General features: G+C 67.6%; 31 protein-coding genes. All 31 read left to right on the forward strand.

Features of this window, described 5'->3' with window-relative positions; translation table 11 throughout:
- The first annotated feature begins 1 nt into the window (after position 1).
- The 31 genes from ACH34S_RS39085 to ACH34S_RS39235 all read left to right on the forward strand — a co-directional run bounded on the left by ACH34S_RS39085 (position 2) and on the right by ACH34S_RS39235 (position 25,191).
- Positions 2-949 (forward strand): PrgI family protein, encoded by a 948-nt coding sequence (locus ACH34S_RS39085; RefSeq protein WP_395957962.1) that lies wholly within the window; start codon positions 2-4, stop codon positions 947-949.
- Positions 950-1,020: 71 nt separating this feature from the next.
- Positions 1,021-2,769, forward strand: a complete 1,749-nt coding sequence (locus ACH34S_RS39090) for a VirB4 family type IV secretion system protein (RefSeq protein WP_395957963.1) — start codon at positions 1,021-1,023, stop codon at positions 2,767-2,769.
- A 5-nt stretch (positions 2,770-2,774) separates the two neighbouring features.
- On the forward strand, positions 2,775-5,369 hold the full coding sequence (locus tag ACH34S_RS39095; protein WP_395957964.1) for a type IV secretory system conjugative DNA transfer family protein: 2,595 nt from the start codon (positions 2,775-2,777) through the stop codon (positions 5,367-5,369).
- 49 nt (positions 5,370-5,418) lie between these two features.
- Positions 5,419-6,345 carry a replication-relaxation family protein gene (locus ACH34S_RS39100; RefSeq protein ID WP_395957965.1) on the forward strand — a complete coding sequence of 309 codons (927 nt, stop codon included), beginning with the start codon at positions 5,419-5,421 and terminating at the stop codon, positions 6,343-6,345.
- A gap of 157 nt (positions 6,346-6,502) precedes the next feature.
- Positions 6,503-6,946, forward strand: a complete 444-nt coding sequence (locus ACH34S_RS39105) for a hypothetical protein (protein ID WP_395957966.1) — start codon at positions 6,503-6,505, stop codon at positions 6,944-6,946.
- An 81-nt stretch (positions 6,947-7,027) separates the two neighbouring features.
- The gene (locus ACH34S_RS39110) at positions 7,028-8,026 is read left to right on the forward strand and encodes an NlpC/P60 family protein (protein WP_395957967.1); all 999 of its coding nucleotides are present in this window, start codon (positions 7,028-7,030) and stop codon (positions 8,024-8,026) included.
- Between the two features lie 963 nt (positions 8,027-8,989).
- Positions 8,990-9,832 carry a hypothetical protein gene (locus ACH34S_RS39115; RefSeq protein ID WP_395957968.1) on the forward strand — a complete coding sequence of 281 codons (843 nt, stop codon included), beginning with the start codon at positions 8,990-8,992 and terminating at the stop codon, positions 9,830-9,832.
- Positions 9,833-10,899: 1,067 nt separating this feature from the next.
- Positions 10,900-11,235 carry a hypothetical protein gene (locus tag ACH34S_RS39120; protein WP_395957969.1) on the forward strand — a complete coding sequence of 112 codons (336 nt, stop codon included), beginning with the start codon at positions 10,900-10,902 and terminating at the stop codon, positions 11,233-11,235.
- Between the two features lie 65 nt (positions 11,236-11,300).
- On the forward strand, positions 11,301-11,480 hold the full coding sequence (locus ACH34S_RS39125; RefSeq protein WP_395957970.1) for a hypothetical protein: 180 nt from the start codon (positions 11,301-11,303) through the stop codon (positions 11,478-11,480).
- Positions 11,481-11,830: 350 nt separating this feature from the next.
- Entirely contained in the window at positions 11,831-12,037 is a 207-nt protein-coding gene (locus tag ACH34S_RS39130) for a hypothetical protein (protein ID WP_132169200.1), read from the forward strand.
- Positions 12,038-12,112: 75 nt separating this feature from the next.
- On the forward strand, positions 12,113-12,457 hold the full coding sequence (locus tag ACH34S_RS39135) for a hypothetical protein (RefSeq protein WP_395957971.1): 345 nt from the start codon (positions 12,113-12,115) through the stop codon (positions 12,455-12,457).
- Entirely contained in the window at positions 12,454-12,906 is a 453-nt protein-coding gene (locus ACH34S_RS39140) for a hypothetical protein (RefSeq protein WP_395957972.1), read from the forward strand. The genes ACH34S_RS39135 and ACH34S_RS39140 overlap by 4 nt, the downstream gene beginning before the upstream one ends.
- 127 nt (positions 12,907-13,033) lie before the next feature.
- Positions 13,034-13,303, forward strand: coding sequence for a hypothetical protein (locus ACH34S_RS39145; protein ID WP_395957973.1), 270 nt, complete (start codon positions 13,034-13,036; stop codon positions 13,301-13,303).
- Between the two features lie 280 nt (positions 13,304-13,583).
- On the forward strand, positions 13,584-13,943 hold the full coding sequence (locus tag ACH34S_RS39150; RefSeq protein ID WP_132169192.1) for a hypothetical protein: 360 nt from the start codon (positions 13,584-13,586) through the stop codon (positions 13,941-13,943).
- A gap of 174 nt (positions 13,944-14,117) precedes the next feature.
- A complete protein-coding gene (locus tag ACH34S_RS39155; RefSeq protein ID WP_395957974.1) occupies positions 14,118-14,486 on the forward strand; it encodes a hypothetical protein in 369 nt (122 codons plus the stop codon).
- A 173-nt stretch (positions 14,487-14,659) separates the two neighbouring features.
- Positions 14,660-15,280 (forward strand): hypothetical protein, encoded by a 621-nt coding sequence (locus tag ACH34S_RS39160; protein ID WP_395957975.1) that lies wholly within the window; start codon positions 14,660-14,662, stop codon positions 15,278-15,280.
- A gap of 469 nt (positions 15,281-15,749) precedes the next feature.
- Positions 15,750-16,268, forward strand: coding sequence for a hypothetical protein (locus ACH34S_RS39165; RefSeq protein ID WP_395957976.1), 519 nt, complete (start codon positions 15,750-15,752; stop codon positions 16,266-16,268).
- A 122-nt stretch (positions 16,269-16,390) separates the two neighbouring features.
- Positions 16,391-16,741, forward strand: coding sequence for a ParB N-terminal domain-containing protein (locus tag ACH34S_RS39170; RefSeq protein ID WP_395957977.1), 351 nt, complete (start codon positions 16,391-16,393; stop codon positions 16,739-16,741).
- A 54-nt stretch (positions 16,742-16,795) separates the two neighbouring features.
- Entirely contained in the window at positions 16,796-17,272 is a 477-nt protein-coding gene (locus ACH34S_RS39175; protein WP_132169181.1) for a hypothetical protein, read from the forward strand.
- A 90-nt stretch (positions 17,273-17,362) separates the two neighbouring features.
- Positions 17,363-18,151 carry a hypothetical protein gene (locus ACH34S_RS39180; RefSeq protein WP_395957978.1) on the forward strand — a complete coding sequence of 263 codons (789 nt, stop codon included), beginning with the start codon at positions 17,363-17,365 and terminating at the stop codon, positions 18,149-18,151.
- Between the two features lie 222 nt (positions 18,152-18,373).
- A complete protein-coding gene (locus ACH34S_RS39185; protein ID WP_395957979.1) occupies positions 18,374-19,402 on the forward strand; it encodes a DUF932 domain-containing protein in 1,029 nt (342 codons plus the stop codon).
- A 304-nt stretch (positions 19,403-19,706) separates the two neighbouring features.
- Positions 19,707-20,225: a hypothetical protein gene (locus tag ACH34S_RS39190; RefSeq protein WP_395957980.1), complete on the forward strand. Its 519-nt coding sequence runs from the start codon at positions 19,707-19,709 to the stop codon at positions 20,223-20,225.
- 175 nt (positions 20,226-20,400) lie between these two features.
- Positions 20,401-20,775 carry a hypothetical protein gene (locus tag ACH34S_RS39195; RefSeq protein ID WP_395957981.1) on the forward strand — a complete coding sequence of 125 codons (375 nt, stop codon included), beginning with the start codon at positions 20,401-20,403 and terminating at the stop codon, positions 20,773-20,775.
- A 66-nt stretch (positions 20,776-20,841) separates the two neighbouring features.
- Positions 20,842-21,108: a hypothetical protein gene (locus tag ACH34S_RS39200; protein ID WP_395957982.1), complete on the forward strand. Its 267-nt coding sequence runs from the start codon at positions 20,842-20,844 to the stop codon at positions 21,106-21,108.
- 230 nt (positions 21,109-21,338) lie between these two features.
- Positions 21,339-22,367, forward strand: coding sequence for a DNA cytosine methyltransferase (locus ACH34S_RS39205; protein WP_395957983.1), 1,029 nt, complete (start codon positions 21,339-21,341; stop codon positions 22,365-22,367).
- Positions 22,368-22,559: 192 nt separating this feature from the next.
- Positions 22,560-22,787 carry a hypothetical protein gene (locus ACH34S_RS39210; protein ID WP_395957984.1) on the forward strand — a complete coding sequence of 76 codons (228 nt, stop codon included), beginning with the start codon at positions 22,560-22,562 and terminating at the stop codon, positions 22,785-22,787.
- A 293-nt stretch (positions 22,788-23,080) separates the two neighbouring features.
- The gene (locus ACH34S_RS39215) at positions 23,081-23,299 is read left to right on the forward strand and encodes a hypothetical protein (RefSeq protein WP_395957985.1); all 219 of its coding nucleotides are present in this window, start codon (positions 23,081-23,083) and stop codon (positions 23,297-23,299) included.
- Entirely contained in the window at positions 23,296-23,745 is a 450-nt protein-coding gene (locus ACH34S_RS39220) for a hypothetical protein (protein WP_395957986.1), read from the forward strand. The genes ACH34S_RS39215 and ACH34S_RS39220 overlap by 4 nt, the downstream gene beginning before the upstream one ends.
- 110 nt (positions 23,746-23,855) lie before the next feature.
- Positions 23,856-24,260, forward strand: a complete 405-nt coding sequence (locus tag ACH34S_RS39225) for a hypothetical protein (protein WP_395957987.1) — start codon at positions 23,856-23,858, stop codon at positions 24,258-24,260.
- A 1-nt stretch (position 24,261) separates the two neighbouring features.
- Positions 24,262-24,537: a hypothetical protein gene (locus tag ACH34S_RS39230; RefSeq protein WP_132169148.1), complete on the forward strand. Its 276-nt coding sequence runs from the start codon at positions 24,262-24,264 to the stop codon at positions 24,535-24,537.
- Positions 24,538-24,744: 207 nt separating this feature from the next.
- Complete coding sequence (locus ACH34S_RS39235) at positions 24,745-25,191, forward strand: hypothetical protein (protein WP_395957988.1); 447 nt, start codon at positions 24,745-24,747, stop codon at positions 25,189-25,191.
- The last annotated feature ends 38 nt before the right edge of the window (positions 25,192-25,229 follow it).

Raw genomic sequence — 25,229 nt, forward strand, 5'->3', positions numbered from 1 at the left:
CATGCCGCCCGACGAGCACAGCGTCCGAATCCCCGCCGATGTGGAAACCCCCGACAAGGTCCTGGCCGGCCTTACCGCCCGCCAGGTAGCCATCCTGGCCGCGACCGGTGCGGTGCTGTGGCTGGCCTTCACCGCCACCCGAACCCTGGTTCCGTTGCCGGTGTTCGCCGCGGCGGCGTTCCCGTTCGGGGCGGCGGCCGCCGTGCTGGCGCTGGGCCGCCGTGACGGGATGGGGCTGGATCGGCTGCTGCTGGCCGCGATCCGGCACGCCCGCTCCCCGCGCCGCCTGGTGCTGGCCCCTGAAGGGGTAGCCGCACCGCCTGCCTGGGGGCAGCAGAAGCAGCAGCCGCTGCCCGCTCCGCTGCGGCTGCCCGCAGCCGCGATCTCCGCCGACGGTGTGATCGATCTGGACGCCGATGGCGCGGCGGTGGTGTGCCAGGCCAGCACGGTGAGTTTCGCGTTGCGCACGCCGCAGGAGCAGGCCGCGCTGGTGGGGGTGTTCGGACGCTGGCTGAACTCGCTGTCGGGCCCGGCGCAGATCGTGGTTCGCGCTCAGGACGTCGACCTGGTCCCGCTGATCTCCGGGTTGCGCACCCACGCGCCCACGCTGGCCCACCCGGAGCTGGAACAGGCCGCGATCGAGCACGCCGATTTCCTGGCCGACCTGGCACGGCGCCGGGATCTGCTGCGCCGCCAAGTGCTGATCGTGCTGCGCGAACCGCACCATGGCCGGGCCGGTGACGGGGCCGCACAACGGGTGCTGCGCCGCGCCGACGAAGCCGTGCGTGCTCTGGCCGCCGCAGGCATCACCGTCCGCGTGTTGCCCGGCGGTCACGCCACCGCGGTGCTGGCCGCCTGTTGCAACCCCTGGCACACCACCCCGGCCGGGGCAACGGATCAGCGGGCGGCACCCGCCGAAACGATCACATCCGCTGGAGGATTGGGATGACACTGCTGAAATCCGCACGTTCGCGTTTGCGTCACGGCACCGGTACGCGCCTGCAAACGGGCCCGGGGACGGTGGGACCGGACGCGATCGAAGTCGGCACGCGCACCCTGACCCTGTCCGACGGCGTCTGCGCGTCGTTCGCGATCACCGGGTACCCCGCCGAGGTCGGCCCGGGATGGTTGGAGCCGCTGCTGACCTACCCGGGCCGGGTCGAGGTCGCGGTGCACATCGAGCCGACCCCGCCGACAGAGGCGGCCGATCGGCTGCGCCGCCAGCTCGCCCGGCTGGAGTCCTCGGCCCGCTCCGATACTGAACACGGCCGTCTGGAGGACTTCCAGGCCACCGCAGCGGCCGAGGACGCGCGGGGCTTGGCCGTCGCGCTGGCCCGCGGGCAGACCAAGCTGTTTCGGGTCGGCCTGTACTTCACCGTGCACGCCCCCGACCAGGAGGCGTTGGAGGCCGAATGCTCGCAGGTGCGGGCGCTGGCGTCCTCGCTGCTGCTGGACGCCGCCCCGGCCACCTTCCGCCCGCTGCAGGGGCTGACCACCACCCTGCCGATCGGGGTCGACGGGCTGCGCATGCGCCGCACCTTCGACACCCAGGCGCTCGCGGCGAGTTTCCCGTTCAGCTCGCCCGATCTGGACGCGCCGGTCACCGATACCACCGTGCTGTACGGGATCAACACCGCCTCCTCCAGCCTGGTGCTGTGGGACCGGTGGGGCCTGGACAACCACAACTCGGTCGTGCTGGCCCGCTCCGGCGCCGGCAAGTCCTACCTGACCAAGCTGGAGGTACTGCGGTCGCTGTACGCCGGAGTCGAGGTCGCCGTGATCGACCCCGAGGACGAATACGCTCGCCTGTGCGGCGCAGTCGGCGGGTCCTACATCTCGTTCGGCTCTCCCGGCGTGCGGCTCAATCCGTTCGACCTGCCTGCCTCCAACGCCGGGACCGACGCGTTCACCCGCCGCGCGCTGTTCCTGCACACCCTTATCGGCGTGCTGCTGGACGAGCCGCTGGACCCGGCTGGCAAGGCGGCGTTGGACCGGGCGATCGTTGAGGTGTACGCCCGAGCGGGCATCACCAGCGACCCGCGCACCTGGACTCGCCCCGCCCCGATGCTGGCGGACCTGGCCGCCGTGCTGCGCGATGACACCGAGGATCCCCGGGCAGGTGAGGTCGCCGCGCGGCTCGCCCCGTTTGTCACCGGGACACACCGTGATCTGTTCGACGGCCCCACCACCACCCGGCCGGACGGGCACCTTCTCGTCTTCTCGCTGCGGGACCTGCCTGACGAGCTGCGCGCTGCGGGCACGCTGCTGGCGCTAGACGCGGTGTGGCGGAGGGTGTCTAACCCGCACAACCGCCAGCGGCGCCTGGTTGTGGTGGACGAGGCATGGCTGCTGATGCGCGAGCCGGACGGCGCCAAGTTCCTGTTCCGCCTGGCCAAGTCGGCGCGCAAGTACTGGTGCGCCCTAGCGGTGGTCACCCAGGACGCCGCTGACCTGCTCGGCACCGGGCTCGGCCAAGCCGTGGTGGCCAACGCCACCACCCAGATTCTGCTGCGCCAAGCCCCCCAAGCCATCGACGCGGTGGGGGACGCCTTCCACCTGTCCGAGGGCGAACGCCAGTTCCTTCTGGCTTGCTCCCGCGGCGAGGGCCTGCTCGCGGCCGGCTCCCACCGTGTCTCCTTCCAGGCCATCGCCTCCCCCGCCGAACACAGCGTGATCACCAGCGACCCCGCGGAACTGGCCGCCCTTGACGCCAGCCCCCGTGTGGAGCTGGACATCGACGCCGACGACGAGTTGGACATCGAACCATGATCCTCATGACACTGGGCCTGGCCCGGCTCCGGCCCTCCCCGAGTCCGTCTCCGCGCCCGTCGCTGACGGAGCCGCCCGGAGGCCCATTCCTGCGCGACCCGGACGCGTTCATCCACAGCCTTATCCACAAGGCGCAGGACTTTGTGGGCAGCTACGGGTGGGCATGCGGCCTTCTGCTGGCCTGCGCGGTGGCGGCGTTCCTGACGGTGCGGCACTGGTGGTGGCAGCGCCGACACGACCGGCTCGCCGACGGGGCGCGCCAGATCACCGTGCTGCCGCCACCCGAGGTCGATCTCGACGCCGCGCACGAACTGTGGGCCAACCTCATCGGCCTGCTGCGCCCGGCCTACAAGCGGCTGCTGACCGGGCAGCCGCACCTGGCCTGGGAATACGCGTGGGACACCGCCGCGGTGCAGATCCGGTTGTGGGTGCCGGGCACGGTGCCGCCCGGATTCATCGAGCGGGCGATCGAGGCGGCATGGCCGGCCGCCCGCACCCACACCGCCCCGGCATCCGCATCCCCACTCCCAACGGGCGCTGTTGCGGTGGGCGGTCGGTTGCGGATGGCTCGCCCTGACTGGCTGCCGCTGCGCGCCGACCACCCCGCCGACCCGTTGCGCGCCCTGGTCGGCGCCGCCTCCGGACTGGCATCCGGCCAGCGCGCGATCATGCAGATCTGCGCCCGTCCCGCCACGGGTCGGCGGCTGGTCAAGGCCCACCGCGCCGCCGCCGCGCTACGCGGTAGCACCGCATCGCAACGCCCCTGGGCATGGCTGTTCGACCTGATCACCCCATCCGCATCGACGCGGCGCCCCGCAACCAGCGCGTACGTGGCCCACCCTGAGCGCGCCGCCGAGGTCCGCGCCATCTTGGACAAGGCCCGCGAACCGCAATGGGAGATGACGATCAGCTACGCACTGGCCGTCACCCCAGACACCGTTCCCGCCACCGCCTCCAACACGGCCGCGGGGAAGTCCTCGGTCAGATCGAACTCGGGCGGCACCGCTGCCCCCGAGACGGTGGACCGTGCGATGCGCCGTGAATTGCGGCGCGGGCTGCGTGGGCGTGCGCACGCGATCGCTTCCGCCTACGCGCTTTACGCGGGGCATAACTACCTGCGCCGTCGTCGGCTCTGGCGTCCCGAGACGGCCCTGGCGCGGCGGTGGCTGCGGCGCGGGGATCTGTGCTCGGTCACTGAACTGGCGGCCCTGGCGCATCTGCCCTGGGATTCGGCCGTCCCCGGCCTGTCGAGGGCGGGCGCCAAAGCCGTCCCGCCACCTCCGGGCATTGCCACGCCGGGTCCGGAGGCCAAGCAGCTGGGTGTGAGCGACGCGGGGATAGTGCGGCCGGTCGCGTTGGGCGTCACCGAGGCACGTCACCACATGCATGTGCTCGGTGCCACCGGATCTGGCAAGTCGACGCTGATGGCGCACATGATCCTGGCTGACGCCCAGGCCGGGCGCGGCGCGGTCGTCATCGACCCCAAAGGGGACCTGATCGTCGATCTACTCGCCCGGCTGCCCGAGCACGCCGCCGACAAGGTCGTGCTGTTCGACCCCGACCAATATCGCCGCCCGGCGTTGAACGTCCTGCAAGGGCCCGACGCGCATCTGGCCAGCGACAACCTGGTCGGCATCTTCCACCGGATCTACAAAGACTTCTGGGGACCGCGCACCGACGACATCCTGCGCTCGGCCTGCCTGACGCTCTGGCACGCTCCCGACGCCACCCTGGCTGACATCCCCCGGCTGCTGGCCGACCCGGCCTACCGGGCGCCCTTTACCGCCCGGGTCCGCGACCCGATCCTGGCCGACTTCTGGTCCTGGTACGACGATCTGTCGCCCGGGGCACGCGCGCACGCCACCGGCCCCGTGCTGAACAAGCTGCGCGCGTTCCTGCTGCGCGACTTCATCCGCTCCACCCTCGGATCGGGGACCTCCACCTTCGACCCCACCACGGTGCTCGACGGCGGACTGCTGCTGATCCGCGCCCCCAAAGGCATCCTCGGCGCCGACGCCTGCGCGGTGTTCGGCTCGCTGATGCTCGCCAAGATCTGGGAAACGGTGTCCAATCGGACCCGCTACGGCCAAAGCGCCCGCGCCGACAGCGCGCTGTATGTGGACGAATGCCACAACTTCCTCACCCTCCCGCACGGCCTGGCCGATCTCCTCGCCGAGGCCCGCGCCTACCGGCTCTCGGTCGTACTGGCCCACCAGGACCTAGCGCAGCTCTCGCGTGAACTGCGCGAGGCGATCTCGGCCAACGCCCGCAGCAAGGTCTTCTTCGCCGTCTCCCCCGAAGACGCCCGCACCCTGGAACGCCACATGGCCCCCAACCTCTCCCAGCACGACCTCGCCCACCTGGACGCCTTCCAAGCCGGCGCCCGGCTGATCGTCGACGCCGCCGAGACCTCCGCCTTCACCCTGCGCACCCGGCCACTGCCACCCGCCGTCCCCGGACGCGCCAAGCTGATCCGCCGCGTTTCAGCCGAAACCTACGGCACCCGCCCTCAGCAGCGTCCACATCGGGCACGCGCCGACGACCCGCGCGCCGATCCCCGCGCTGAACCGCCTCCCGCCCCCGACGCCACCTCCATCTGACTCGCCCGCCCGCTGCGGCTACCGCATCCCCGACGAGGAGGGGAAGACGATGACCACCCGCTACGTTCCGCCGGTTCCCCCGTCTGCTTCCGACGCCGCCACGGCGACCAGTGGACTCAAGCAGCTGGTGCCGATGCTGCTGGCCTCCCGGCTGACCCAGCGCGACCACTATGTCCTGCGCGCGCTGTGGGACCATCACGTGCTCACCACCCGGCAGATCGCCCAGCTCGCCTACCCCAACGCCGACCGCGCCCGCCGCGGCATGCTCCGCCTGACCAATCTCGGAGCCGTCGAGCGGTTCCGGCCCCTGCTCCCCCCAGGCCGCGGAACCGCGCCCCTGCACTACACCATCGGCGAAGCCGGTGCCTATGTGATCGCCGCCGACCAAGGCATCCCCTTCGCCGACCTGGGCTACCGCCGCGATCGGATCCTGGCCTGGGCACTGTCGCCCCAGCTCGCGCACCTGATCGGCGTCAACGGGATCTTCACTGCCCTGGCCGCCGCCGCCCGCCATCACCCCGCGGCCGACCTGGTCCACTGGTGGCCCGAACGCCGCTGCAGCAAAACCTGGGCGCCCTACATCCGCCCCGATGGATACGGCCGCTGGTGCGAACACGGCGTATGTGTCGACTTCTTCGTCGAGTACGACACCGGCACCCAGCGCCCTCTGAAGAAGGTCGTCGACAAGCTGCGCGGCTACGCCAACCTCGCCACCGCCGACGGCTTCACCACCCCCGTGCTGATCTGGACCAGCAGCCAGCGACGCGAAACCAACCTGCACGCCGCCATCGGCACGCCTCCCGTCCCGGTGTTCACCACCACACCCGACGCGATCAGAGACAAGCAGCTGGGGCCGGCCGGGCCGATCTGGCTCCACGCCACCTCTCGCGGCGGACCCCCGCGGCTGCGGCTCAGCACCTTGGCCCGCTACGCCCGCCCGTTCCCGCCCCACGGAGACACCAATGAGGAGATCTGAGCGCCCCCTCTCCGCTCACCGCCTGGCGGTCGCCGCCTGCCTGACCGCGTCGACGCTCACAGCATGCGCACTACGGCCACCGGTGAACGCCGGCCACCCCACCACACCTTCATCGACCGCCCCCTCGCCAGCCACCACCGCCGCAGCAACGGCCGAAGTGACCGAGTTGCTCCCGGTCACCCAGCAGCAGCTGACCGCCGCGATTCGGCTGGCAGTCGGCTTCACCACGGCCTACGGCAGCCACCGATACGACCGACCACCGCAGACTTACCTCGCGCGACTGCGGCCCATGACCACACCCGAGCTCTACGCGGTGCTGGCTCGCGCGGCAAGCACCCCTTCCCTTCAAACGCAACGCATACGCGACCACGAGATCGCCGCCGCGCACGCCACGGCGATCAAGATCCGCACCATCGGCCCGAGCTCGCTCATCGTTCTTATCGACCTGCAGCAGGACGTCACCACCACGGCGGGCCGCCGCCAGCGCACTCAGCATCTCGCCGTCACCACCGTAAAGACCGGCCAAGACGGCTGGGCCGTCCACGACATCCAACCCGCCAACGCTGGCAATGCCGGAGACACCGATGCGAGCCCCGGTTAGCCGCAAGAAGGTCGGGCGGCGCGCCCTGAGCGGTGACACCGGAGCGGTCCAACTTGGCTGGCCGTTGCTGTCGGGGCCCTCATGGTCCTGGTCGCGGTGTTCCTCGGCGCCGGAACCGGCAGCGACACCAGCCCGGCCGGTTGCCAACCCCAGCCCGGCACCTCAGATGAAGCCGAAGGCACCATCCCCGCCAACTACCTTGCCCTTTATCGGAAGGTCGGCAACGAGTCCGGTATCCCTTGGACGATCCTGGCTGGCGTTGGCAAGGTCGAATCCGACCACGGCGGCGACCTGCGCCCCGGCTCCGGAGTGCGCTCCGGAGCCAACTTGGCCGGAGCCGCCGGGCCCATGCAGATCGGTATCGGTGGTAAGGCCACCGACAACTGGGGCGGACCACCCCGCCAGCGTTGGCAGGACCGCCAACGAGACGGCGGATTCGCCATCGACGGCAACGGCGACGGCTGGGCCAACGTCTACGACCCCGCCGACGCCATCCCCGCGGCAGCCAACATGCTCAAGGCCTACGGCGCCCCCAACAACATTCCCAACGCCCTGCTGCGCTACAACGGCTCCACCGAGTACATCGGCAAAGTGCTGGCCTGGGCCCGCCGCTACGCCCACGACAGCGTCCAAACGATCACTGCGGCCAACAACGTCTCCTGCCAGCCCGGCGGTGTCCCCGCCCAGCCCGCCAGCGGCGTGGTCGCCAAGGTCATCACCTACGCCCGCGCGCAGCTCGGCAAACCTTACATCTGGGGCGCAGACGGTCCTGACGCCTACGACTGCTCCGGGCTGACCATGATGGCCTACCGCGCCGCCGGCATCAGCATTCCCCGCACCACCTTCGACCAATGGCGCCACGGCACCCACATCCGCCGAGGCAACCAGCAACCCGGAGACCTGGTCTTCTTCAACTCCGGCCCGGGCAGCAGCCCCAGCAATCCCGGACACGTCGGCATCGTCCTCAACGCCCACCAAATGATCAACGCCCGGTGTACCACGTGCCGTCCCGGGATCGCCGTCGACTCCTACGGCCGGCGCGCCGACCTGGTCGGCTTCGTCCGGCCCACCCAACGGTAAGAAGCGCTCGCCAGTAAACATCGGCGTTCATGGCCACCACGGATGCAGCATCTTGTGACTGCCCGCTTTGCGGAAGACCGTGCACGCCGTGACGAGCCAGGGGAACAGGGCTGGCCTCCGGCAATCCCCGCAGCTGTGTGGTCGAAGCCTCCGAAAACCAAAGAACTGATTCTGGCTTGGCCGAGTAAAGTTATCTTCTAAAGAATTTCCCAAGGCCTGGGCGAGGGCTCGATCAGCCCAAGCCGGCCGCTCTTGGTCGCCGTGCTGGGCGTGAGATAGGCTCCCCAAGCCTGAGAAAAAGCCGATCGGGACAGTCTAGGCATTGACCGTCCCGATCATTGCAGGCGTTTTCTCGCGCATGTGCCTCGCGGCTTACCTGGAGGCAGCCCGCCAGTTCAGGCCGGGCTAGCAGCAACGCGCCCAGATGCAATCGGCGCAGAGAACAGGAGCTCGGCCACCATTCGAGTGCCCTCTCGCTGTATTCACCAAAACGGACCTAGGAACCTGTAGTCCCCCTATTAGGGGACCCAATAGCCCGCCCACTTAGGATCAGGTGGGAGAACTGGCACATTTGACCAGTTCAGGACGTCTGAGCACACCTCTATGAAACCGCGACTAGCTAGTCAGAAGGACTATCTAGAAGCGGAGGCGGCCTGGTTGAGGTGGAGTGGGGCTTTGATGAGAGCTGAATGAATTGCGTCTCTTGTTGTTACGAGAGGGAAGGTTTTGCTGCTATTACTCCTTGATATAGCCCTAGAATGGACCCTGCGCCGATCATCAATCCTCCGACAATGATCAATGTGTGGCACGTGCGGCTCCGCAAAATGCCTGGTCACACGGCCGTCAATGGCCTTGAAATAACGGCTCCGGACATATTGCATTCCCGGACAATGGGAGGTTTAATAGTAGGTAGCAGATCACAAGAGTGACGCGCAAGCGTCACGAAACGATCGGAGTCGGATCGTGTCGAACTGGATTCCGGGAAGGGCAATCCCGATCAACGTTCCGGGTGATGATCTCACCCCAGAGGACATGTCCCGAGTGACCCCCGATGATTGGGCGGACGTGCGCACGCTGGCGCGTGGCTACTGCCGCGCGGTAGACGGGACGCGGTCACGGAAGCGTATGGACGGTAGCGCGACCGTCACGCGAAGCGGGCACGGCGTCTATGGCACGGATGACGTTTCGGATGACGTCACTCAAGATGCCGTTCTGATGTTCGCCTCACGTCTGCGGGACGTGCTGAAGTCCTGCCCTACCGCTTCGCTGTGGGTCGACTCCCGCGAAGTGGCTGCGTGGCAGTACCGCCGTAAGGACGGTCAGACCACGATCATCACGCGCAAGACTCTTCTGCGCTGGGCAGTGCGGGACGCTGCGGCGCGCAACGGGTACCGGCTGGACGTTCCGCCAGACGAGATCACAGAAACCCCCGGTGCTCAGCGCATGCGGGGAGTACCGCACGCCGAGAACGTGACGGCACTCGCAACGGCAACCGGCGTCTCACAGCTCAGCGAAGCGATCATGCGCAAAGCATGGGGTGACGGTAGCGAGTTCCCGACGCTGGCAAAGATCATCTTCCTGGCTAGCGAAGCGGACGATCTGAAGCGTGCGGGCGTCCTCTCTACCGTCGCGCAAGCCGAACACGGCGGAGCCTACGGGTCACGCTGGAACGTCCGCCGCACGCGGGACAAGGGACGTCGGGAGTGGGAGACGCTTTCCGAGCGTCTTGACGACGCGCGTGACGAAATGGTCCACACGAGCATGCGCCCGAGCGAAACGACTGGTCACGCGGAGCAGGCAGAGTAGAGGGAGAGCAGTAGGGAGGGACCCCCTTAGGGGGTCCCTCCCTAACTCTGGGAGGCCCCGAGCATGATCACTTACGGAGCTCAATCACGAATGCCGAACGGACAGTCATGATCAGTGCGTCACGGAGACGTATGACGTGATCCGTGACGATCGGCTGATCATCGGAGATATCACCTATTGGCGTCACCTCCATGTTTGGACGCCGGGTGATCAAAATCCGTACGCGGGCGGGTACCCTACGCGCGAAGCAGCAACCGAAAGCCTGTAACGGCTCTCCGACCGATACCAGGCCCCCTAGAGCATGCCCTAGGGGGTCACAACTGCGCTGAGAGCATGCCATCGGTCCAGCCGCTGTCATGCCCTGACTGGCCAGTCTGCGCGCATAGATGCGCACGCACCAAAAGGCGAACCTTGACCGCAGCCGTCCAGATCATCCCGCAAAAGAATCTTGAATTGTGCCGACGGTTCGGCCATTCCAGCGCCCGTATTATAGTGAGAGCGGATTTCACGCACAGCGCGGACAACGCGCTGACTGTGTACCGCTCACGGTATCGTCCGCGCGTATCGCGCGCGGCACGTCCCCGTTGTGCACACACACGGGAGACGGAATACGAGGTAACGGAGAAAGCCGTTCGCCGGGCGAACACAAAATCTTGAATGTCGCCGACGGTTCGGCCATTCCGGTGCCCGTATTCAAGTGAGAGCCCGAAACCGGGCGGCGCATGCCGCACGTGCCATGGCGCGTGCGGGATCGTCGCCGCCGGATATCGGGCTCGCTGTGGCTCTGGCCCCCGCTCGGGGAGGGATGCGTCCCGGTCTCCCCAGCGGCACAGCACCATTTGCGGGACGCCCACCACGGTTCCCGGCCGCGCGGTTCGGCGGGCCAGGGATCGCGCGCTGGGAGCGTGGTTGGACAACCCGTCTGCCTGATCGCCGGCACTGGAGGAGCAGACCGTCCCAGGCCAGCGGGCGGGCGGCGGCAGCGCAGCTCCTGGACGGCCATTCCGACACGCCACCTGGTTGTGGCCTGGGCATCGGGCCTGGGCCCCGCCGTTCAGGAGGCTGAAGTGAGTGTGCAGCAGGCGCTCGCGAACATGGTCAAGGACGACCTGAAGGCCAAGACCTTCTCCAGCGGGTCCAAGGGCTTCCACGCCACCGGCAAGATCACCGTGGACGGTGACCGGTACCAGGCGCAGGCCCAGGCCGTGCTGATCGGTTCGAAGGCCAACCCGAAGGTCAAGGTCCAGGCCAAGCGGGACGAGGCGGTCTCCGTGCTGGCGGCCATCGCCGAGAACCTGGCGCCCAAGACGTTCTCCTCAGGCCGGACCGGCCATTACGCCACCGGCAAGGCCGAGATCGGCGGGCAGCGCTACCAGGTGCAGGCTCAGGCCGTGCGGCTCTGACCGCAGGTTGCGGGCCGGGATGTCGCGTGTCTCCCGGCCCTGCCCCGTCCGACTGGAGGATCGCCATGTCCGCACCACGCGCCGGTAAGGACCGGTCGCCGTGGCGGGTGTACACCCGCAATCCGGCCACCGGTGTACTCGTCCACGATGGGCTGATCTACCGGGGCGAACGCTGCGCCCAGCGAGAAGCCCGCAAGATCAACCGTATGCTCGGCCTGCCCGCAGAAGCGCGGCCGGTCGACTGAACCCCATAGACACCCCGCCCGGGTGACCGTGCCCGGTCACCCGGGCTGGGGTTGGCTCATCCGCCCGGTGAGAGGCGGACGGGCTTACGGACCGAGATCAGGGCCCCTCGGTCCCGACTGTGCTCGGCGAGTCTCGAACTTGACTCCGTTCTAGGTGGCTTCCGGCACACCACCCGCGTACCTGCGGGCGGTGTGAGGTGCGGAGTTACGAGGCGGCGCGCAGTCTCCCGGCTAGTGGACGCGGCCAGTCCACGCCACCGGCTCCCGAGCACAACGCATCACGCGGCCTACGGCCTGCGTGAACGCCGACCTGCGAACAACCCCTCAGTTCCGCAAAGGAGGCGGTCCCGTTGCGGCCCCTGCTTCACCCTCACCTGCACCACGACCACCACCACCGCGCTCACCTGATCGCCCCGGTCGCCATCTTGCTGGCCGAACTGGCGATCATCCTGCACCTGCACATGGTGGCCCTGCACCTGGCCTTGGCGGTTGGCGCGTTCGGCCGCGAGACCTACATCAACCTGCGCCACCGCCGGACGGACAGCCCCGTCCAGTGACCCCATCCCAGCCTCCCGCCCGGGGCCTCGTCCCCCGGGCGGGAGTCCTCCCCTGCGTTTTGCGAGGTGATCGCGATGGGCAAGGTGTCCATCCGCTATGGCGTTGGCGGCCCGGACGGTCCCCTGGCCCGCCTTCAGCCGTTCGATACTCACGGCGCCATGAGCGCCGCGCCCTACGCGCCGTCCTCGACGGGACGGTTGCCGCTGCCGTGGGCGCGCCAGTACGACAGTGACGGTCGCGGGCCGGGGATCGTCTACACCGTCCGCTCCTACGCCACACCGATCGCCTGGGTGCGTGCCGACGGACGGACGGTCATCCCGCCGGTGTCGTATTCAGCGACCACGACCCGGCACCAGAACTTGTGCCGCGCCTGGCTGGGCGCCGCCGCTCCGGCAGAGGACGGAGCGGCAGCGGCATGACCCAGATCATCAGCCCAGTACGGGCCGTGCGGCACTACCACGTGTGCGACTCATCCCTCGGTTGCCTGCCCGAGTCTGATCCCTACGTCACCAACGACCTGGACGATGCGGTGGAGACGCTGGCGAGTCTGCTGGCCGACTGGGGTGAAAGCAACGACACGGCCGACGGCGCGCACGCCGCCGATGTCGCCGCCGCCTACCTGGCTCCAGATCAGGAGGCCAGCGGGAAGGGCTACATTGCGCTGAACCGCTTGGGGTGCGGCCACGAGGTGTGCGAGATCGTCGGGTCGCGGTCGTTCGAGATCGCCGTTTGCGACGAACATGATTGCTTGCGGTACTGCCCTGACGACCGGTGCCACACCGTCACGCCGGTCACCGACCCTGACCCGTGGTGCTGGTGCTGCGGCACCCGCTACGTGCCCTGGGACGCCTGTCCCTGGCTCGACTGACACCCACCGTGGCCGTCACCGGCCTCCCGCCACCTGTCCCGCGCACCCTTCCATTGAAGGAAGCGCGGGACTTGGGAGCGATTTCTCGTTCCCGAAGGAGACCAACCCATAAGGTTCCCGATAGCAAATGAACGAGACCAAGCGGCTGATTCAGCTACGAGAGCAACTGAACGACCTAGCACGGGATATCAGGGAGTGGGACGCGGATCGCTGGCGCATTTCACACAAGGAGAACCACGAAGGCGGTGCTTTCAGCGATTGGCACGGCTCGGATGACCAAGCCGTGGAGATCGTGCGCCGCGTGCAAGACATTCTTGGCGAACCAGCCCGAGCGAAGCCCGTGAAGATCTGCCCTCCGGATGACGAGTGTGAAGACTGCTCAGCTATTGCCGCGTAGCTAAATCCATCTGGCCCAGCAACACGAGACAGAGCAACAGTCGGCAATTGAAGCACGCCCGTTCCCCTCCGCCATTGTCGGCTCGGGCATTACCTCGACCACGGAGCGCCACGGTGCCCGTCCGCTCACCTCTCCACGTCCGCCAATACCGGTTCTCGGTCTAGACCCACCGTCTCCGAATTGCCGGAGGCATGAGTACGTCCGGTCCGTGACCAGGTCAAGGCGCGCAGTCGCCGCTCGCGTCTCGTGCGGGCGGTCAATCGAGAAGGGGGAATCCACAATGTCCACACCCACCGGCGACGCGATCACCGAGCAGTGGCTGTCGGAGCTACTGACCGGACTCGGTGACGGCCCCGATCAGATTCACACCGCCCTCCGCAACGCGAAGATCACTGGTCAGCGAGGCAGCCGGTATGACTGCCCCCTGGCCCGGTACGTCGCCGACCATGCCCGCAAGCGGGTGCCGTCGGCCCAGGTGAGGGTCCGTGTCTACGAGGGTGCAGTCGTCGTGGAGATCGAGGAATCCGACACCGGCGGGTACCGCGAGGTCGGCGTGGAGCAGCCCGAGGCCGTGAAGCGGTTCGTGCAGGCGTTCGACGGCGGCTACTACCTCGACCTGGTCGACCGGGAAGCCGCCTGAAGCCGACAGCTATTCCCGAGGTTCCGGCTCATGCGCCCGCGCGGGCGCGGTACGAGCCGGTCTGATCGTCCCGCAGGTCCCTGGCGAGGGGGTGGGGACCTGCGGGACCCCCGACCGATCGGTGCGCCGACGCTCGGCTTGGCGCACGCCGTTCAGACAAATGGGGGTTCTTGCGTGCCTATCAACGAGGCGATCACTGATCAGTGGCTGGCGCACGTGCTGAGCAAGCTGGGAAACACTCACTCAGCGGTCGCCGCAAGGCTGCGCACGGCGCTGGTCACCGGCCGCCCGGGAGACCCGTGCACGTGCCCCATCGCGCGCTACGTCCTTGCCCGGGTCCGTGCGCACGTGCCGTCCGGCCCGGTGCTGGTCACCGTCACCGACAAGGTGTTCGTCGACATCGATGCGCCAAGCGGTGACGGCTACCGGTCGGTCAGCGCGGCGGTTCCGGAGCCGGTCACCGAATTCATCACGGCCTTCGACTACGACGATCACGACGAGCCGCGCCTTTACGGCGACCTGATCGAACCCGGCTTCGCGTAAGCGCCCGTGTTGGTGCGCTCGTACGGGCCGACGCTCCTGAGCCCGCAACGTCCGGGATCTACACCGGGCCGCTACTGCCGCGAGCCCGCGAACCCACTCTTTTCCGATCCGGTCCCGCAGGTCCCGAAGGGGGGACGGGGCCTGCGGGACCTCCCATCTGCGGGAGGGATTACATGACCACGATCGCGGTGAGCATCGACGTCCACCGCACCGACGATGTGACCTTCACGGTCGACACCGGCGAGTTCCTGGAGGCGATCGGACCGGTCGACCGCAAGGTCGAGGACGCGCTGAACGAAGCGCTGGACTCCTACGTCGACGAGCACGCCTACTACCAGTCCGAACGGTGGTACAGCCTGCTCCACGAACGCGACTCACAAAAGGTGCTGCACCACGCACTGGCAACCGCGCTGGGCATCGACGCCGATGAGGTGTCCACCGACTACTCCTTCTGCACCTGCAACTTTGAGAACCACCTGTCCGAAGACCTCGGCGGCACCCTGTGGGATGTCGCCGACGGCCGCCGGTACCTGACCATCGAATCCGGCGAGCGCGGGTTCATGAAAGCCGCCGTCGAGGTGCGCGCGATCACGTGCGAGGAACCGGCCTACGTCATCACGGTCAACTCCACCGAGGTCCAGATCGGCTGCACCGCCTGCGACTTCGCGCTGGACACCGGACACGACCGCATCACCTGGACCGACCTGACCCGCATCGACGAGGACGGATGGGCACGCGACGGGCTGTTCTGCCCGCGCTGCCAGGCTCCGCTGACCGTCGAGGTGTGGATCTAGCCCGGACTTCCTTAGCCGAGCAGGCGCGCTCCCTCGGTGGAGCGCCCCATGGGGACGGAACTCGAAGGGGCGAAAGCCGCTGTCGGGAACGTGGTCCTGGGCGGATGCCCTGAAGGTGGGGTTCAACTCCCCCCGTCCCTCCGCAACGCACTTGCCGCCCGCAGGAAAGACGGAGTCCGTGAACGAGTACACCGTGACGCTGAACGTCACCGAGGAGCCATCGGGCTGTGCGTAGAGATACGTCACCGATCGAGAACGCCGCGCGCTTGTGAGGCAGAAGGCCGCCCGGCGGCTCCAGGACGCGATGACCGCACGCCGGGCCCACGACTACCGCGCCACCGTCGCCACGATCGTGCCCGGCATCAACCGCTGGTGCTGGTGAGCCCAGCCTCCCGGGCGGCTTGTGAAGCCGACCGAATAGCCCTCGGCGCGGCCGACACCACACCCCAGGACAGGAGGTGACCTGTTGATGATCGAACTACCGCACAGCGGCCTTAGCGTGCCGCACACCGACCTGCATGTTGTCAGCCTTCGTGAAGCCATGCACGCCTATGGCGTTTCGTTCACCGCCGTAATTGCTGTGGGCCAGCGAGTCGTCGGCGTCGCCGAGAACGACGGGCGCGGCGGTCCGACGAGCTTCCAGCCCGGAGCGAGCAACGTTTTCACGTGGCGGGACATGGAAGACTTCGCCGCGCAGTGCCGACATGGCGGCGAACCGGTGGACGTCGGTGGGGTGCTGGACTGCCTGGTCGATGAGTACGACCTCGCCCGGCGTATCGCCACCGCGGCACGGCTGGGGCGGACCCTGATCCGCGCGGTCGTCATGGACCGCTACCCGACCAACGTGGTTGAGGTCGACCCGCCGGCAACAAATGCCCAGCGCGCTGCCCTGATCGCCCATCTTGCCGACGTGCCCGTGCCCGACAGTGCCCGCTGGGAGATCTGGGACGGGCACCGCTGGACCACCCTGACCGGCCAGACACCGTGACCGATCAGACCTACTGACACCTCGTTCGACCATAGCCGCGCGGTGCCGGGCGCACCCGTGACCTGGCGAGCGTCCAGGAGACGCCGCTATCGATCGCCAGCAGACAGACGGTAGGGAGACCGATGAGCGATCGCGAAGTGTTTCAGTTCCTGGCCTTCCGGTGGGACATCACCAAGGCCCAGCAGATCGCAGCCGACCTGCCAGTTCACCGATTCGACCCGCAGCCGTGGTTCGGATGGCTCGCCGCGGTCGCCCTTGACGAGGATCACATCCCCGCCGTGGATCTGGATCGCCCGATCATCGCGGTGCGGCTCCGCGAGGCCGACGGCGCGGCAATGATCATCGACGGGTGGCATCGCGTCGCCCGCGCTCAGCGCGACGGTGTTACCGAGCTGCCGATCGTGGTTCTGGATGAAGACCAGGAATACCAGGTGCGGATCTTCGGCGGCGACAAGGTCCCTTGCTCGCCGTGAATCGGAAATGCGGTGAAGAGAGACCAGTAACGCTCCGCCCCGAGAGAAGCATTCATGAGTAGCGCCGAAACGTACTTTGACCCCTACGGACAGTCCCCACCGCCTGGTGAGTGGAACTACATTCTGGACGACTTCAGTGTCCATTATGGCCCCGGCTGGTGGCCTTTCTACCGCGATGGGCGCCCGTGCGGGATCCGGGTCAGTCCCGACACTGATTACCGCGCCTGGCGCAACGAATACGTCACGCTTCGCCCTGGCACCGACGCGGGCGTGACGGCCAAGGCCACGCTGCACTGCCGTCCGCAAGGGCTCGGTGCCATCGTCGTGGATGTCCGCATCCACATCGACCTGCGGGCCCGCACTACCCGCATCGTCACCGGGTGCCCGGACGAGGTCCGCGAACAGGCCGAGACCAAAGCCACCCGCCTGCTGGCCTTCCTTGTTGCCCACCGGCGTGCTCGCCGCCAGGGCGAACCAGAGCCGGTGACCGCTCACCAGGTGTGGACAGCCCGGGACGTGACGTCACGTTGATGGGAGGAAGGCGACTCCTCCCGTCGCGCCAACTCTGCGAATGACCAGCCATGGACCGTCCTAGGTCCAGCTCGGAAAAAGGGAGCGCCAATGTCTTCAACCACGACCTATCGCGCACAGCGGGCCCTGACCGGTGACGAGCTGACCGCGATCAGGAATCAAATCGAGGCCGCCGGTGGCCCTGCGGAGATCGTCGCCACGGTGGTGCGCGCGGTGTTCACCGCCTTGCTGGCGCCGCTGGGCGAATCATTGGACGACTACAACCGCGACCGTCAGCTCGTTCCCGGCCAGTTCGCCATCCCGCAGACGCAATGGGAGGCGATCAGCGACGCGGCGCTGGACCGGGCCGACGCCTTCGCCGCGCGCGCCCTGCTGGCGTTGGAGCTGATCGACGTGATGCCGTGCACCTATCAGGACCCGGACGCGCCCGTCCCACCGTTTGAGCGGGTCGATCAGCGCCCGTATGAGCATGTGCTAACCGTCGCGCGGGAGGCCACCGACGTCATCGCCGCCGCCAGCGCGCACTGTGACCGGCTCGGCGCCGCTTTCGGCGTCGGCTCGCCGGAATACCGGGAGGCGGTCACGTCCTGGCAGCGCGGCCTGTCCCGGCTGTTCGCGATGGGCTTGGGTGCCCGGACCTACGTCACCCGCGATGGTGAGCTGTCGCTGCTGGTGCGCTGCGAGCGTGGGTTCGTCTACGGGATCGTCTTCCACCCGGTGCAGCGACGGTGTACCCGGGACGAGTGCCGCGCGGTGATCAACGACGACGGTCACGCCTGGACCTACCTGCGCGATGACCCGAAATGCCATGACGACGACCACGCACCGTCCTACCCGCTGGACGCCCCCCACCCGGGCATCTGGCAGTTCCATTCCTGACCGCACGTCCACACGTGCGGCCCAGCGGCGCGAACAACCCGCCCTGCGCCGCACCGGCTGACTGCTAACGCCCCGAGGGCTGGGCCCTCGGGGCGTGCTTGTTCCCCCGGGGCGTCGCTGCCCGCACAAGGGCCGCCCACGCAGCCCGACCGCCCCTTGCTGGGCTGCCCACGCTGGGTCAGCGGCGCCCCGGGCCGTTCCCGCAGAAAGGGAGAGTCCCGCATGTCCAAAGAGACCTTGCAATGGCTGAACCAGAACACGCTGATCGGGTTCACCGACAAGCGCGGCACGGCCTGGCACTACCGGGCCGACCTGCAAGGCGCAGAACCCAACCACTACTCGGGCGCCATCCCGGTCGGCGACGTCAGCCGTCGGCTGTTCCACTGGGAACCGGTCGAGCAGCCGATCTACGTCCCCTCCTCGGGGATGGAATGGACCCCTAACGGGCACGTCCCGATCCCCGGCACGGTGGAAGCGGTCACCGACACCGGCGTGCTCAAGCTGGCCCCGCTCCCCGATCGCAAGGCCATCCAGCGCTCCGACACCGGCCACACCATGGGGATCTTCACCGATTCCTACCAGCCGCACGAATACAACGAGTGGCTGATCAACACCATCGCCACGCTGCTGGACGACGACCTGTCGATAGGGTCCGCCGGGCTGCTCAAGAACGGCGCAGTCGCGTGGGTGTCGGTCGAGGTCCCCGACAACGTCACCACCCCCGAAGGAGTGGAGTTCCGTCCCCACCTGTTCGGCGCCACGTCCTTCGACGGGTCGCTGGCTACCACGTTCAAACGGGCCGTGACCAGCATCGTGTGCGACAACACCATGGCCGCCGGGCTGGGCGAAGCCGGCCAGCAGATCAAGATCAAGCACTCGCGACACTCCAAGCTGCGCATCGGCGAGGCCCGCGAGGCACTCAACATCATCTACCAGGTCGCCGACGACTGCGCCGCCGAGGTCACCGCGCTCTGCCGCACCAGCGTCAGCGACACCGAGTGGAACGCCTTCCTGGACGCCCACGTGCCGATGCCCGACCAGCCGGGACGCTCACGCACCATGGCCGAAAACAAGCGCGACACCCTCGCCCGGCTGTGGAACCACGACAACCGGGTCGCGCCCTGGAAGGGCACCGCCTGGGCGTCGTCCAAGCCGTCAACACCTACACCCACCACGAGCAGACCGTCCGCGGCGCGGTCCGCGCCGAGCGGAACATGCTCCGCGCCGTCACCGGCGGCGTCGACGAGCTAGACCACACCACCCTGCACACCCTGGCCACCGTGCAGAACGACCCGGCGCTCCTGGCGGCCTAGCTCCTCGGCCAGGTCGGGTCTCGGTTGGGGCGCCGTGCCTGACACGGCGCCCCACCGATCCGAAGCCGCGTAACAACGCAAGCACCCTGATGCGAAGGAATATGCGCTACGAATTACGCGGTGGCAAATCAACGCTTTGAGGGCGCATGTGCGCCCGTTTCGGTTACCCGTGCGGTGGCGTCTCAGCGACATGTCGATCAACCGTATGCAGCCGATTGGAGAGAGCAGTGAGGAGTGACGTCATGAGCGATTGGGCCAAGGCATATGTGACGATCGGTGGTCACGATGTCTTTCCCGCCGAAGTGGCGACCTGGACGTCATGGAACGGCGCCGCATGCCCGCGCTTCACCAGACAGGTCGCCGAACGAGTCGTCGAAGCCGTCACCAAAACCAAGCAGCGAGCGCACTACGAGGACGCCGAGGAGTTGTTCTGGGACGGTGACGTGATCATCTGCCGGGTCCCGGGAACCGAAGGCCAGGAAGGGTACGAGCCCGAACGGATCGAGCCCGACCCCGACGGCATGTACGCGATCGGGTGGAAGGCATGGACCTGGTCGGAGGTGTGGTGCCAGGGCGACACCCACTCCGGGGAGCCCGATGACCTGGCCACACCAGTGGCGATCCTCACCTGGGCTGAGCTCGACCAGAGCAGGCCCGTCACGCAGCCCGCCCTGACGGACGCAGCGTTCTGCGCTCCCTGCCTGGAGCGGGCGCGGGCCGCCCATCCGAAGGCCACCGTCACCGCCCTGCCCCCGCTGTAACCCGCGCAATGCACCGCCCGCGTGGAGGCGGTGGCGAGCCGAGCCGGGCGTCGCCAAGGCTGACCGCATAAGGCCGAGATCGCGGCCCCCTCCCGAGCATGTGGCCGCAGAAGAGCGCAGCCGGTGACGCTTTGCATCGCTGCCGGGAGTTATCGCTTCAGAAAAGGGGGAAATTGTGAATGTCACCGTGACGGTCGAGGTTTTCCATAACGTATCGAAGGATGCAGCGGGGAGACATCTTGGTTTCGACGGCTACCAGCAAGGCCATCCTGTGGTGAAGGTGTTCGAATTTCCAATGGAAGCCAACGAAGCCACTGAGCCGGTTCGCTTCGCTGAGACAGCGTTCCAGATCGGCAACGAGCTCCATGAACTGAGCGCGGACTATTACCGCCGCCGCCTTCGCTCGCTCAGCGTCGGAGACCTGGTCAAGATCGGGCTGCTGTGGTTGTCGTGCGAACCGGCTGGCTGGCAGCCCATCACCGATCACCACCCTAACGACATCACCGCCACCCACGAGGGCGAGCACGGCACCCAACCGTGGAGATCCTGATCGCGTCGGGACGCAGGTCGGTCAGCGCGGCCACGAACGGCAACGTACGAAAGGAGGAAGGCGCGAATGACCCTCGGCTGGCCTGCGGCATCGGGATGGCAGTCCACTAACGGCGACACCATCAAGCACCTCGTCGCCTGGCAATGGCAGGCCGGACAGCTGATCTGCGTGTCATGTATGCCGATCGGCACCGGGCTGGAACTGTCGGATCGGTTCCCCGAATGGGCTGACGCGATCGGTGAGGTCTATCCCTGGACCATCCCCGACGGCACCGCCGAAGACGACTTAATCTGCGACGTGTGCGGCCAACCGATCATCGCCCAAATCGCCTAGCAGGCGGCAGGGACCCGGCCTACTACCGCACCTCACAGAGGTTGGAAGACGCCGAGTCTTCCAGCCACGACGGGGAAGCCGACCGTGCTAAAGGGGCACCGACTCACGCTAGCTGGAAGGTGCGGCGCTCTGCGTGAATGCGGTCGCGCTCCCTGAGATGACAGACCCAACCAATTCGCGCCGCGCGGGATGCCGGTGCGGAGCCTTTTGTGTACTCGGGGGAGGACAGCGTGCTGACATCGGTGCACCTGATGGCCGGTGGTGGAGGTGATCTGGCCGGGTTCGCGCTGGCCGGTTACGCCACGCTGGCGGCGGTCAACCATCTCCAGGCCGCAGTGCAAACAGTTCTGCTCAACCGGCCGGTGCACGGCATTGTTGAGGACGTCTCGCAGCTGGACATGCTGAGCCTGCCGGGCGCCGATGTGCTGGTCGCCAGCCCCATCTGCACCGAGGCGGCACCTGCCGGCGGTAACGCCGTCCGCAAGCAACGCCAGCAGCCGTGGGCGGCAACGCGGGCGACGGCATGGTGCCTGATCCGCTACGCCGAGATCCACCGACCGGCCGTGATCGTCGGAGAGAACGTCCTGCGGTTCGCACGCTGGGACCTGTTCGAGCCGTGGCTAAAGGTCTTCGAGGCGATGAACTACACCGCCCAGATCGTCCCGGTCAACGCCGCACACATCTCCTCGCCCGGCAACCCCGCCGCCCCACAAGTGCGCGAACGCCTGGTGTTCGTGCTGGCCAGGCGAGGTATCGAAGTCGACCTGGAGGTGCGCCCCGCAGCCAGGTGCCGCGTGTGCGGGCCCGTGCAGGGCGTGCGGTGCTGGAAACCCACCGCGACCAGGATCGCTGGCCACCTGATCGGCGACTACGACCCCGGCACCGGCAGGCACGGCGCCTACTACTACCTCTGCCCGGCCGGGCATGGCCGGGTCGAACCGGCCACGACCGCGATGGCCCCGGGAATCGACTGGTCGCTGCCGATGCGGCTGGTCGCCGACGGGCACCGGCGCGGACCGTACGCTCCCGCCACCCGAGCCCGGATCCGGCACGGCCTGACCCACTGGGACGGCCGCCCCTTTCGTGGCGATCCTGCGGCGGCACAAACTGTCGGAACCGCTGGACGGCCCAGTCGCCACGATCACCGCCGCGGGCACCCACCACATGCTGGTCCAGCCCGGCGACGACCGGACCATCGATGGCTGCCGGGTGCGGATGTTCACCACCCCGGAAAGGGCATACGCCCAACGGTTCCCTGACAGCTGGAAGTTCGTCACCCGGTTTCCCAAGGCCGACCGGGACAAAGTCCCCCACGGTGCCACGCCAGGTGGGCTACTTACCGGAACCGCCGTCCCCTCGAACATCGCCGAATGGGCGGGCGGGCGCATCAAATACGCTCTCACCGCTTAACCGCCAAATCCGGCTCCTGTGATATGTGAAAGGAGGCCATTGTGGGGACGATCACGCTCGGGGAAAACGACGACCAGCCTAGCGCTTTCGTTTCTGATTTGACCGCTGGCGACAGCTACGCGCCCTGGTACATGGATGGTCCCGGCGCTTGGCAAGAACTGCTGGAAGACCCTGTCCAGCACGGCGACGAGATCTACCTTTACCACGTCTCCGATGATGGAGCCTCACCCGCCATCTTCGACGCCTCCACGCTGGTGCGCGTCCGGTGAATGCCGCAAGAGCGCGCGGCTCGACGGCTCGGCCACCAAGGCGGTTCATAGCCAGGCGAAGAGCTGAAAGCCGGGCGCCGGGCACGCACTTCAGCCACCCGGTATCGCTCCGGGAATCGAGCGGTTTCCGGCGTGGCTCCTCCTGACCGCCTGAACGACATCGTTGCCCCTGCTGGAGGCGATCAACCATGTTCCTGTCGACGTTGCGAACGAGTCTCCGAGCGACCTTGAGTCCGCTGCTACGGATGGTCTGGGATGGCGAACGCTTGGCCGGTTGGCGCTGCCGTGCGGCAGTGTGTCTAGCGGGCGCTCACCTGGACCATGTCACCGCCGGGCAGACCGCCGTCGCGGTGTGCGGCTGCGGCGAACCGGTCGCCGAATACATCGGGGACTGGTTCCACGTCCTCAACCCCGAGCTGCGCGGCACCGATGACCACTGGGCCCAGCCGACGCCCGGGACGGTGGTCCGGTACCGGCACTGGCGGCCCCTGGACACGCTGGACCCGCCATGAGCCACGACCAATGGCCGGGCGTGGACGAGGCCGTGGCGGCACTGCGCGAGGCGTTCGGAACCGCCTACGTCGAGCACACCGGTGGCGGCTGCTTCTCCATCTACGTCCCGATCGAAGGAATGGGCGTTCTGTCGGTCGGGGACATGCACGGGCCGCTGGGCGACAGCAACCACGGCTGGGGCGTTGAACTGATCGACCCCGACGGTGACTACGCAGGGCCGGTCTGCAATGTGCCAGACCGCAGCGTCCCCAAGCTCGTTGAGGCGCTGCGCGCGTTCCTGCGCGACGGCACCCGCACCGGGCTGACCCACCACGACCTGGTGTGCATGCGTCGCGACCAGCATCACGCCGACACCGGGCATTTCGTCAACCCCGCACACGCGGGCGATCCCGAATGCATTGAATGCCAGGAAATCCACCAAGGATTCCAGGCCGACGAACAATGAGGCAGGGCGGCGCACGAATTTCACGAAGGCGAGCCTCATGGGGCTCCGGCCCGGCGGTTTAGTGCCCCGGGATGCCCGCTCCTGCACCCGAGATACTGGGAGGAGTGTCGATGATCCATAAGAGTCACATCACCGAGGACTCGCCGCGGGCAGTCCGGGAAATGCTCAAGACACTCGCCCGGCTGGCGGGCGAGCGCGAGGACGACGCGGCCCGTTCGGCAACCATGCTGCACAAAACGGAAACCAACCACCAGCAACGGCCGATTCCCGATACGCGAATGCGGCCGGAGGACGAGGCCCGCATTGCGCGGTCCAAGGCCGACACCGCGCGGCATCTGCTGATCGAGGCATGGGTTGCCGCCGGGTACGACGACGAGGGCCGGCAGTGGATCTCCCGCACCGAGGCCGAGCGATTCACCGACGCAATGATCCAGATCGCACTGGCCGAACGCTGCGTCCCCAGCTTGAGCCTGGAATTGGACGATGTCTTCACCGGCAGGATCGAGGTGACCTGACATGCCGCGAGAGCCCGATCGGGTCGGCTGCCGCCACCCGGGTTGTGCGGGCGCGATCGAGGCATGGGCGCCCTTGTGGCTCAGTCTGCACGCCGACGGAACCTGGTCGGTCTACGGAGTCGGCGACGAAGCAGCTGAGATCATCTGCGACGAGCACAGCCACAACAACCTCACCACGGTCCTGCACAAAAGCCTGAGCGCGTTCCTGGACGAACTGCTGCCCAACGGCACCTGGCAAGGCGCACGCCCCGCGCCGGGAGACACCCCGGAACTGTGAAACCCACCACCGCGCAAGCGAGGGCGTGACGCCAACCGACAGCGCGTCCCTGACGGCCCCGATGCCCGGGCCCGAGCAAGGACCACGTTTCGGGCGACCCCGCGCGTTACCTCACGCTGCGCCGCCGTCGTGGTCACGCAACTCCTCATATTCCAGGCCCGGCTATGCGAAAGCGAGATGAATCTTAAAGGGCAAGGAGAACCGCCGATGCAGCCATACACCATCAACGTGTCCGGTTCAGAGCGCCACGACGGCGAGAAGCCCTACACCTACGTACTGAACACCGAAAGCCTTCCCGAGGCAAAAGCAGCGGCATGGCTGTATCACCTCTGGTTTGCCCAGTCGGAGCAGGGATTGGTGGCCTTCGACGGAACGATCCCGAACCAGCCGAACTGGTGGGACGCCCACGCACGAAACGCCGACGTGGTGGTCATCGACTGCCCTGAATTCCCCTGCCACCCGGGGATCCCCTCGCAGTGCACGGATCGCTGCCACCGCGACGCGATTGTGGAACCGACATCGTGTCGCTGCCCATTCGCGTGGCACTGGATTTACCGCACGCCACAAACCTGCCTACCGGTCGGCGCGATCGACCGGCTGAAGGAACTCGGCTACGACCTCCCCACATCACCGCCAGAAGAGACCACTTGGTGAAACCAGCTAATCCTTTCAAGCGAAACTACCCCTCATCG

Source organism: Actinomadura sp. 3N508, assembly GCF_044326375.1.
Classification (GTDB): domain Bacteria; phylum Actinomycetota; class Actinomycetes; order Streptosporangiales; family Streptosporangiaceae; genus Spirillospora.

What these genes read in the sequence shown, in the direction of transcription:
- ACH34S_RS39085 (WP_395957962.1), top strand. Translation starts at nt 2, where the DNA reads ATGCCGCCCGACGAGCACAGCGTCCGAATCCCCGCCGATGTGGAAACC.
- ACH34S_RS39095 (WP_395957964.1), top strand. Translation starts at nt 2,775, where the DNA reads ATGACACTGGGCCTGGCCCGGCTCCGGCCCTCCCCGAGTCCGTCTCCG.
- ACH34S_RS39100 (WP_395957965.1), top strand. Translation starts at nt 5,419, where the DNA reads ATGACCACCCGCTACGTTCCGCCGGTTCCCCCGTCTGCTTCCGACGCC.
- ACH34S_RS39110 (WP_395957967.1), top strand. Translation starts at nt 7,028, where the DNA reads ATGGTCCTGGTCGCGGTGTTCCTCGGCGCCGGAACCGGCAGCGACACC.
- ACH34S_RS39125 (WP_395957970.1), top strand. Translation starts at nt 11,301, where the DNA reads ATGTCCGCACCACGCGCCGGTAAGGACCGGTCGCCGTGGCGGGTGTAC.
- ACH34S_RS39135 (WP_395957971.1), top strand. Translation starts at nt 12,113, where the DNA reads ATGGGCAAGGTGTCCATCCGCTATGGCGTTGGCGGCCCGGACGGTCCC.
- ACH34S_RS39140 (WP_395957972.1), top strand. Translation starts at nt 12,454, where the DNA reads ATGACCCAGATCATCAGCCCAGTACGGGCCGTGCGGCACTACCACGTG.
- ACH34S_RS39145 (WP_395957973.1), top strand. Translation starts at nt 13,034, where the DNA reads ATGAACGAGACCAAGCGGCTGATTCAGCTACGAGAGCAACTGAACGAC.
- ACH34S_RS39150 (WP_132169192.1), top strand. Translation starts at nt 13,584, where the DNA reads ATGTCCACACCCACCGGCGACGCGATCACCGAGCAGTGGCTGTCGGAG.
- ACH34S_RS39160 (WP_395957975.1), top strand. Translation starts at nt 14,660, where the DNA reads ATGACCACGATCGCGGTGAGCATCGACGTCCACCGCACCGACGATGTG.
- ACH34S_RS39165 (WP_395957976.1), top strand. Translation starts at nt 15,750, where the DNA reads ATGATCGAACTACCGCACAGCGGCCTTAGCGTGCCGCACACCGACCTG.
- ACH34S_RS39170 (WP_395957977.1), top strand. Translation starts at nt 16,391, where the DNA reads ATGAGCGATCGCGAAGTGTTTCAGTTCCTGGCCTTCCGGTGGGACATC.
- ACH34S_RS39175 (WP_132169181.1), top strand. Translation starts at nt 16,796, where the DNA reads ATGAGTAGCGCCGAAACGTACTTTGACCCCTACGGACAGTCCCCACCG.
- ACH34S_RS39180 (WP_395957978.1), top strand. Translation starts at nt 17,363, where the DNA reads ATGTCTTCAACCACGACCTATCGCGCACAGCGGGCCCTGACCGGTGAC.
- ACH34S_RS39185 (WP_395957979.1), top strand. Translation starts at nt 18,374, where the DNA reads ATGTCCAAAGAGACCTTGCAATGGCTGAACCAGAACACGCTGATCGGG.
- ACH34S_RS39190 (WP_395957980.1), top strand. Translation starts at nt 19,707, where the DNA reads ATGAGCGATTGGGCCAAGGCATATGTGACGATCGGTGGTCACGATGTC.
- ACH34S_RS39200 (WP_395957982.1), top strand. Translation starts at nt 20,842, where the DNA reads ATGACCCTCGGCTGGCCTGCGGCATCGGGATGGCAGTCCACTAACGGC.
- ACH34S_RS39220 (WP_395957986.1), top strand. Translation starts at nt 23,296, where the DNA reads ATGAGCCACGACCAATGGCCGGGCGTGGACGAGGCCGTGGCGGCACTG.
- ACH34S_RS39225 (WP_395957987.1), top strand. Translation starts at nt 23,856, where the DNA reads ATGATCCATAAGAGTCACATCACCGAGGACTCGCCGCGGGCAGTCCGG.
- ACH34S_RS39230 (WP_132169148.1), top strand. Translation starts at nt 24,262, where the DNA reads ATGCCGCGAGAGCCCGATCGGGTCGGCTGCCGCCACCCGGGTTGTGCG.
- ACH34S_RS39235 (WP_395957988.1), top strand. Translation starts at nt 24,745, where the DNA reads ATGCAGCCATACACCATCAACGTGTCCGGTTCAGAGCGCCACGACGGC.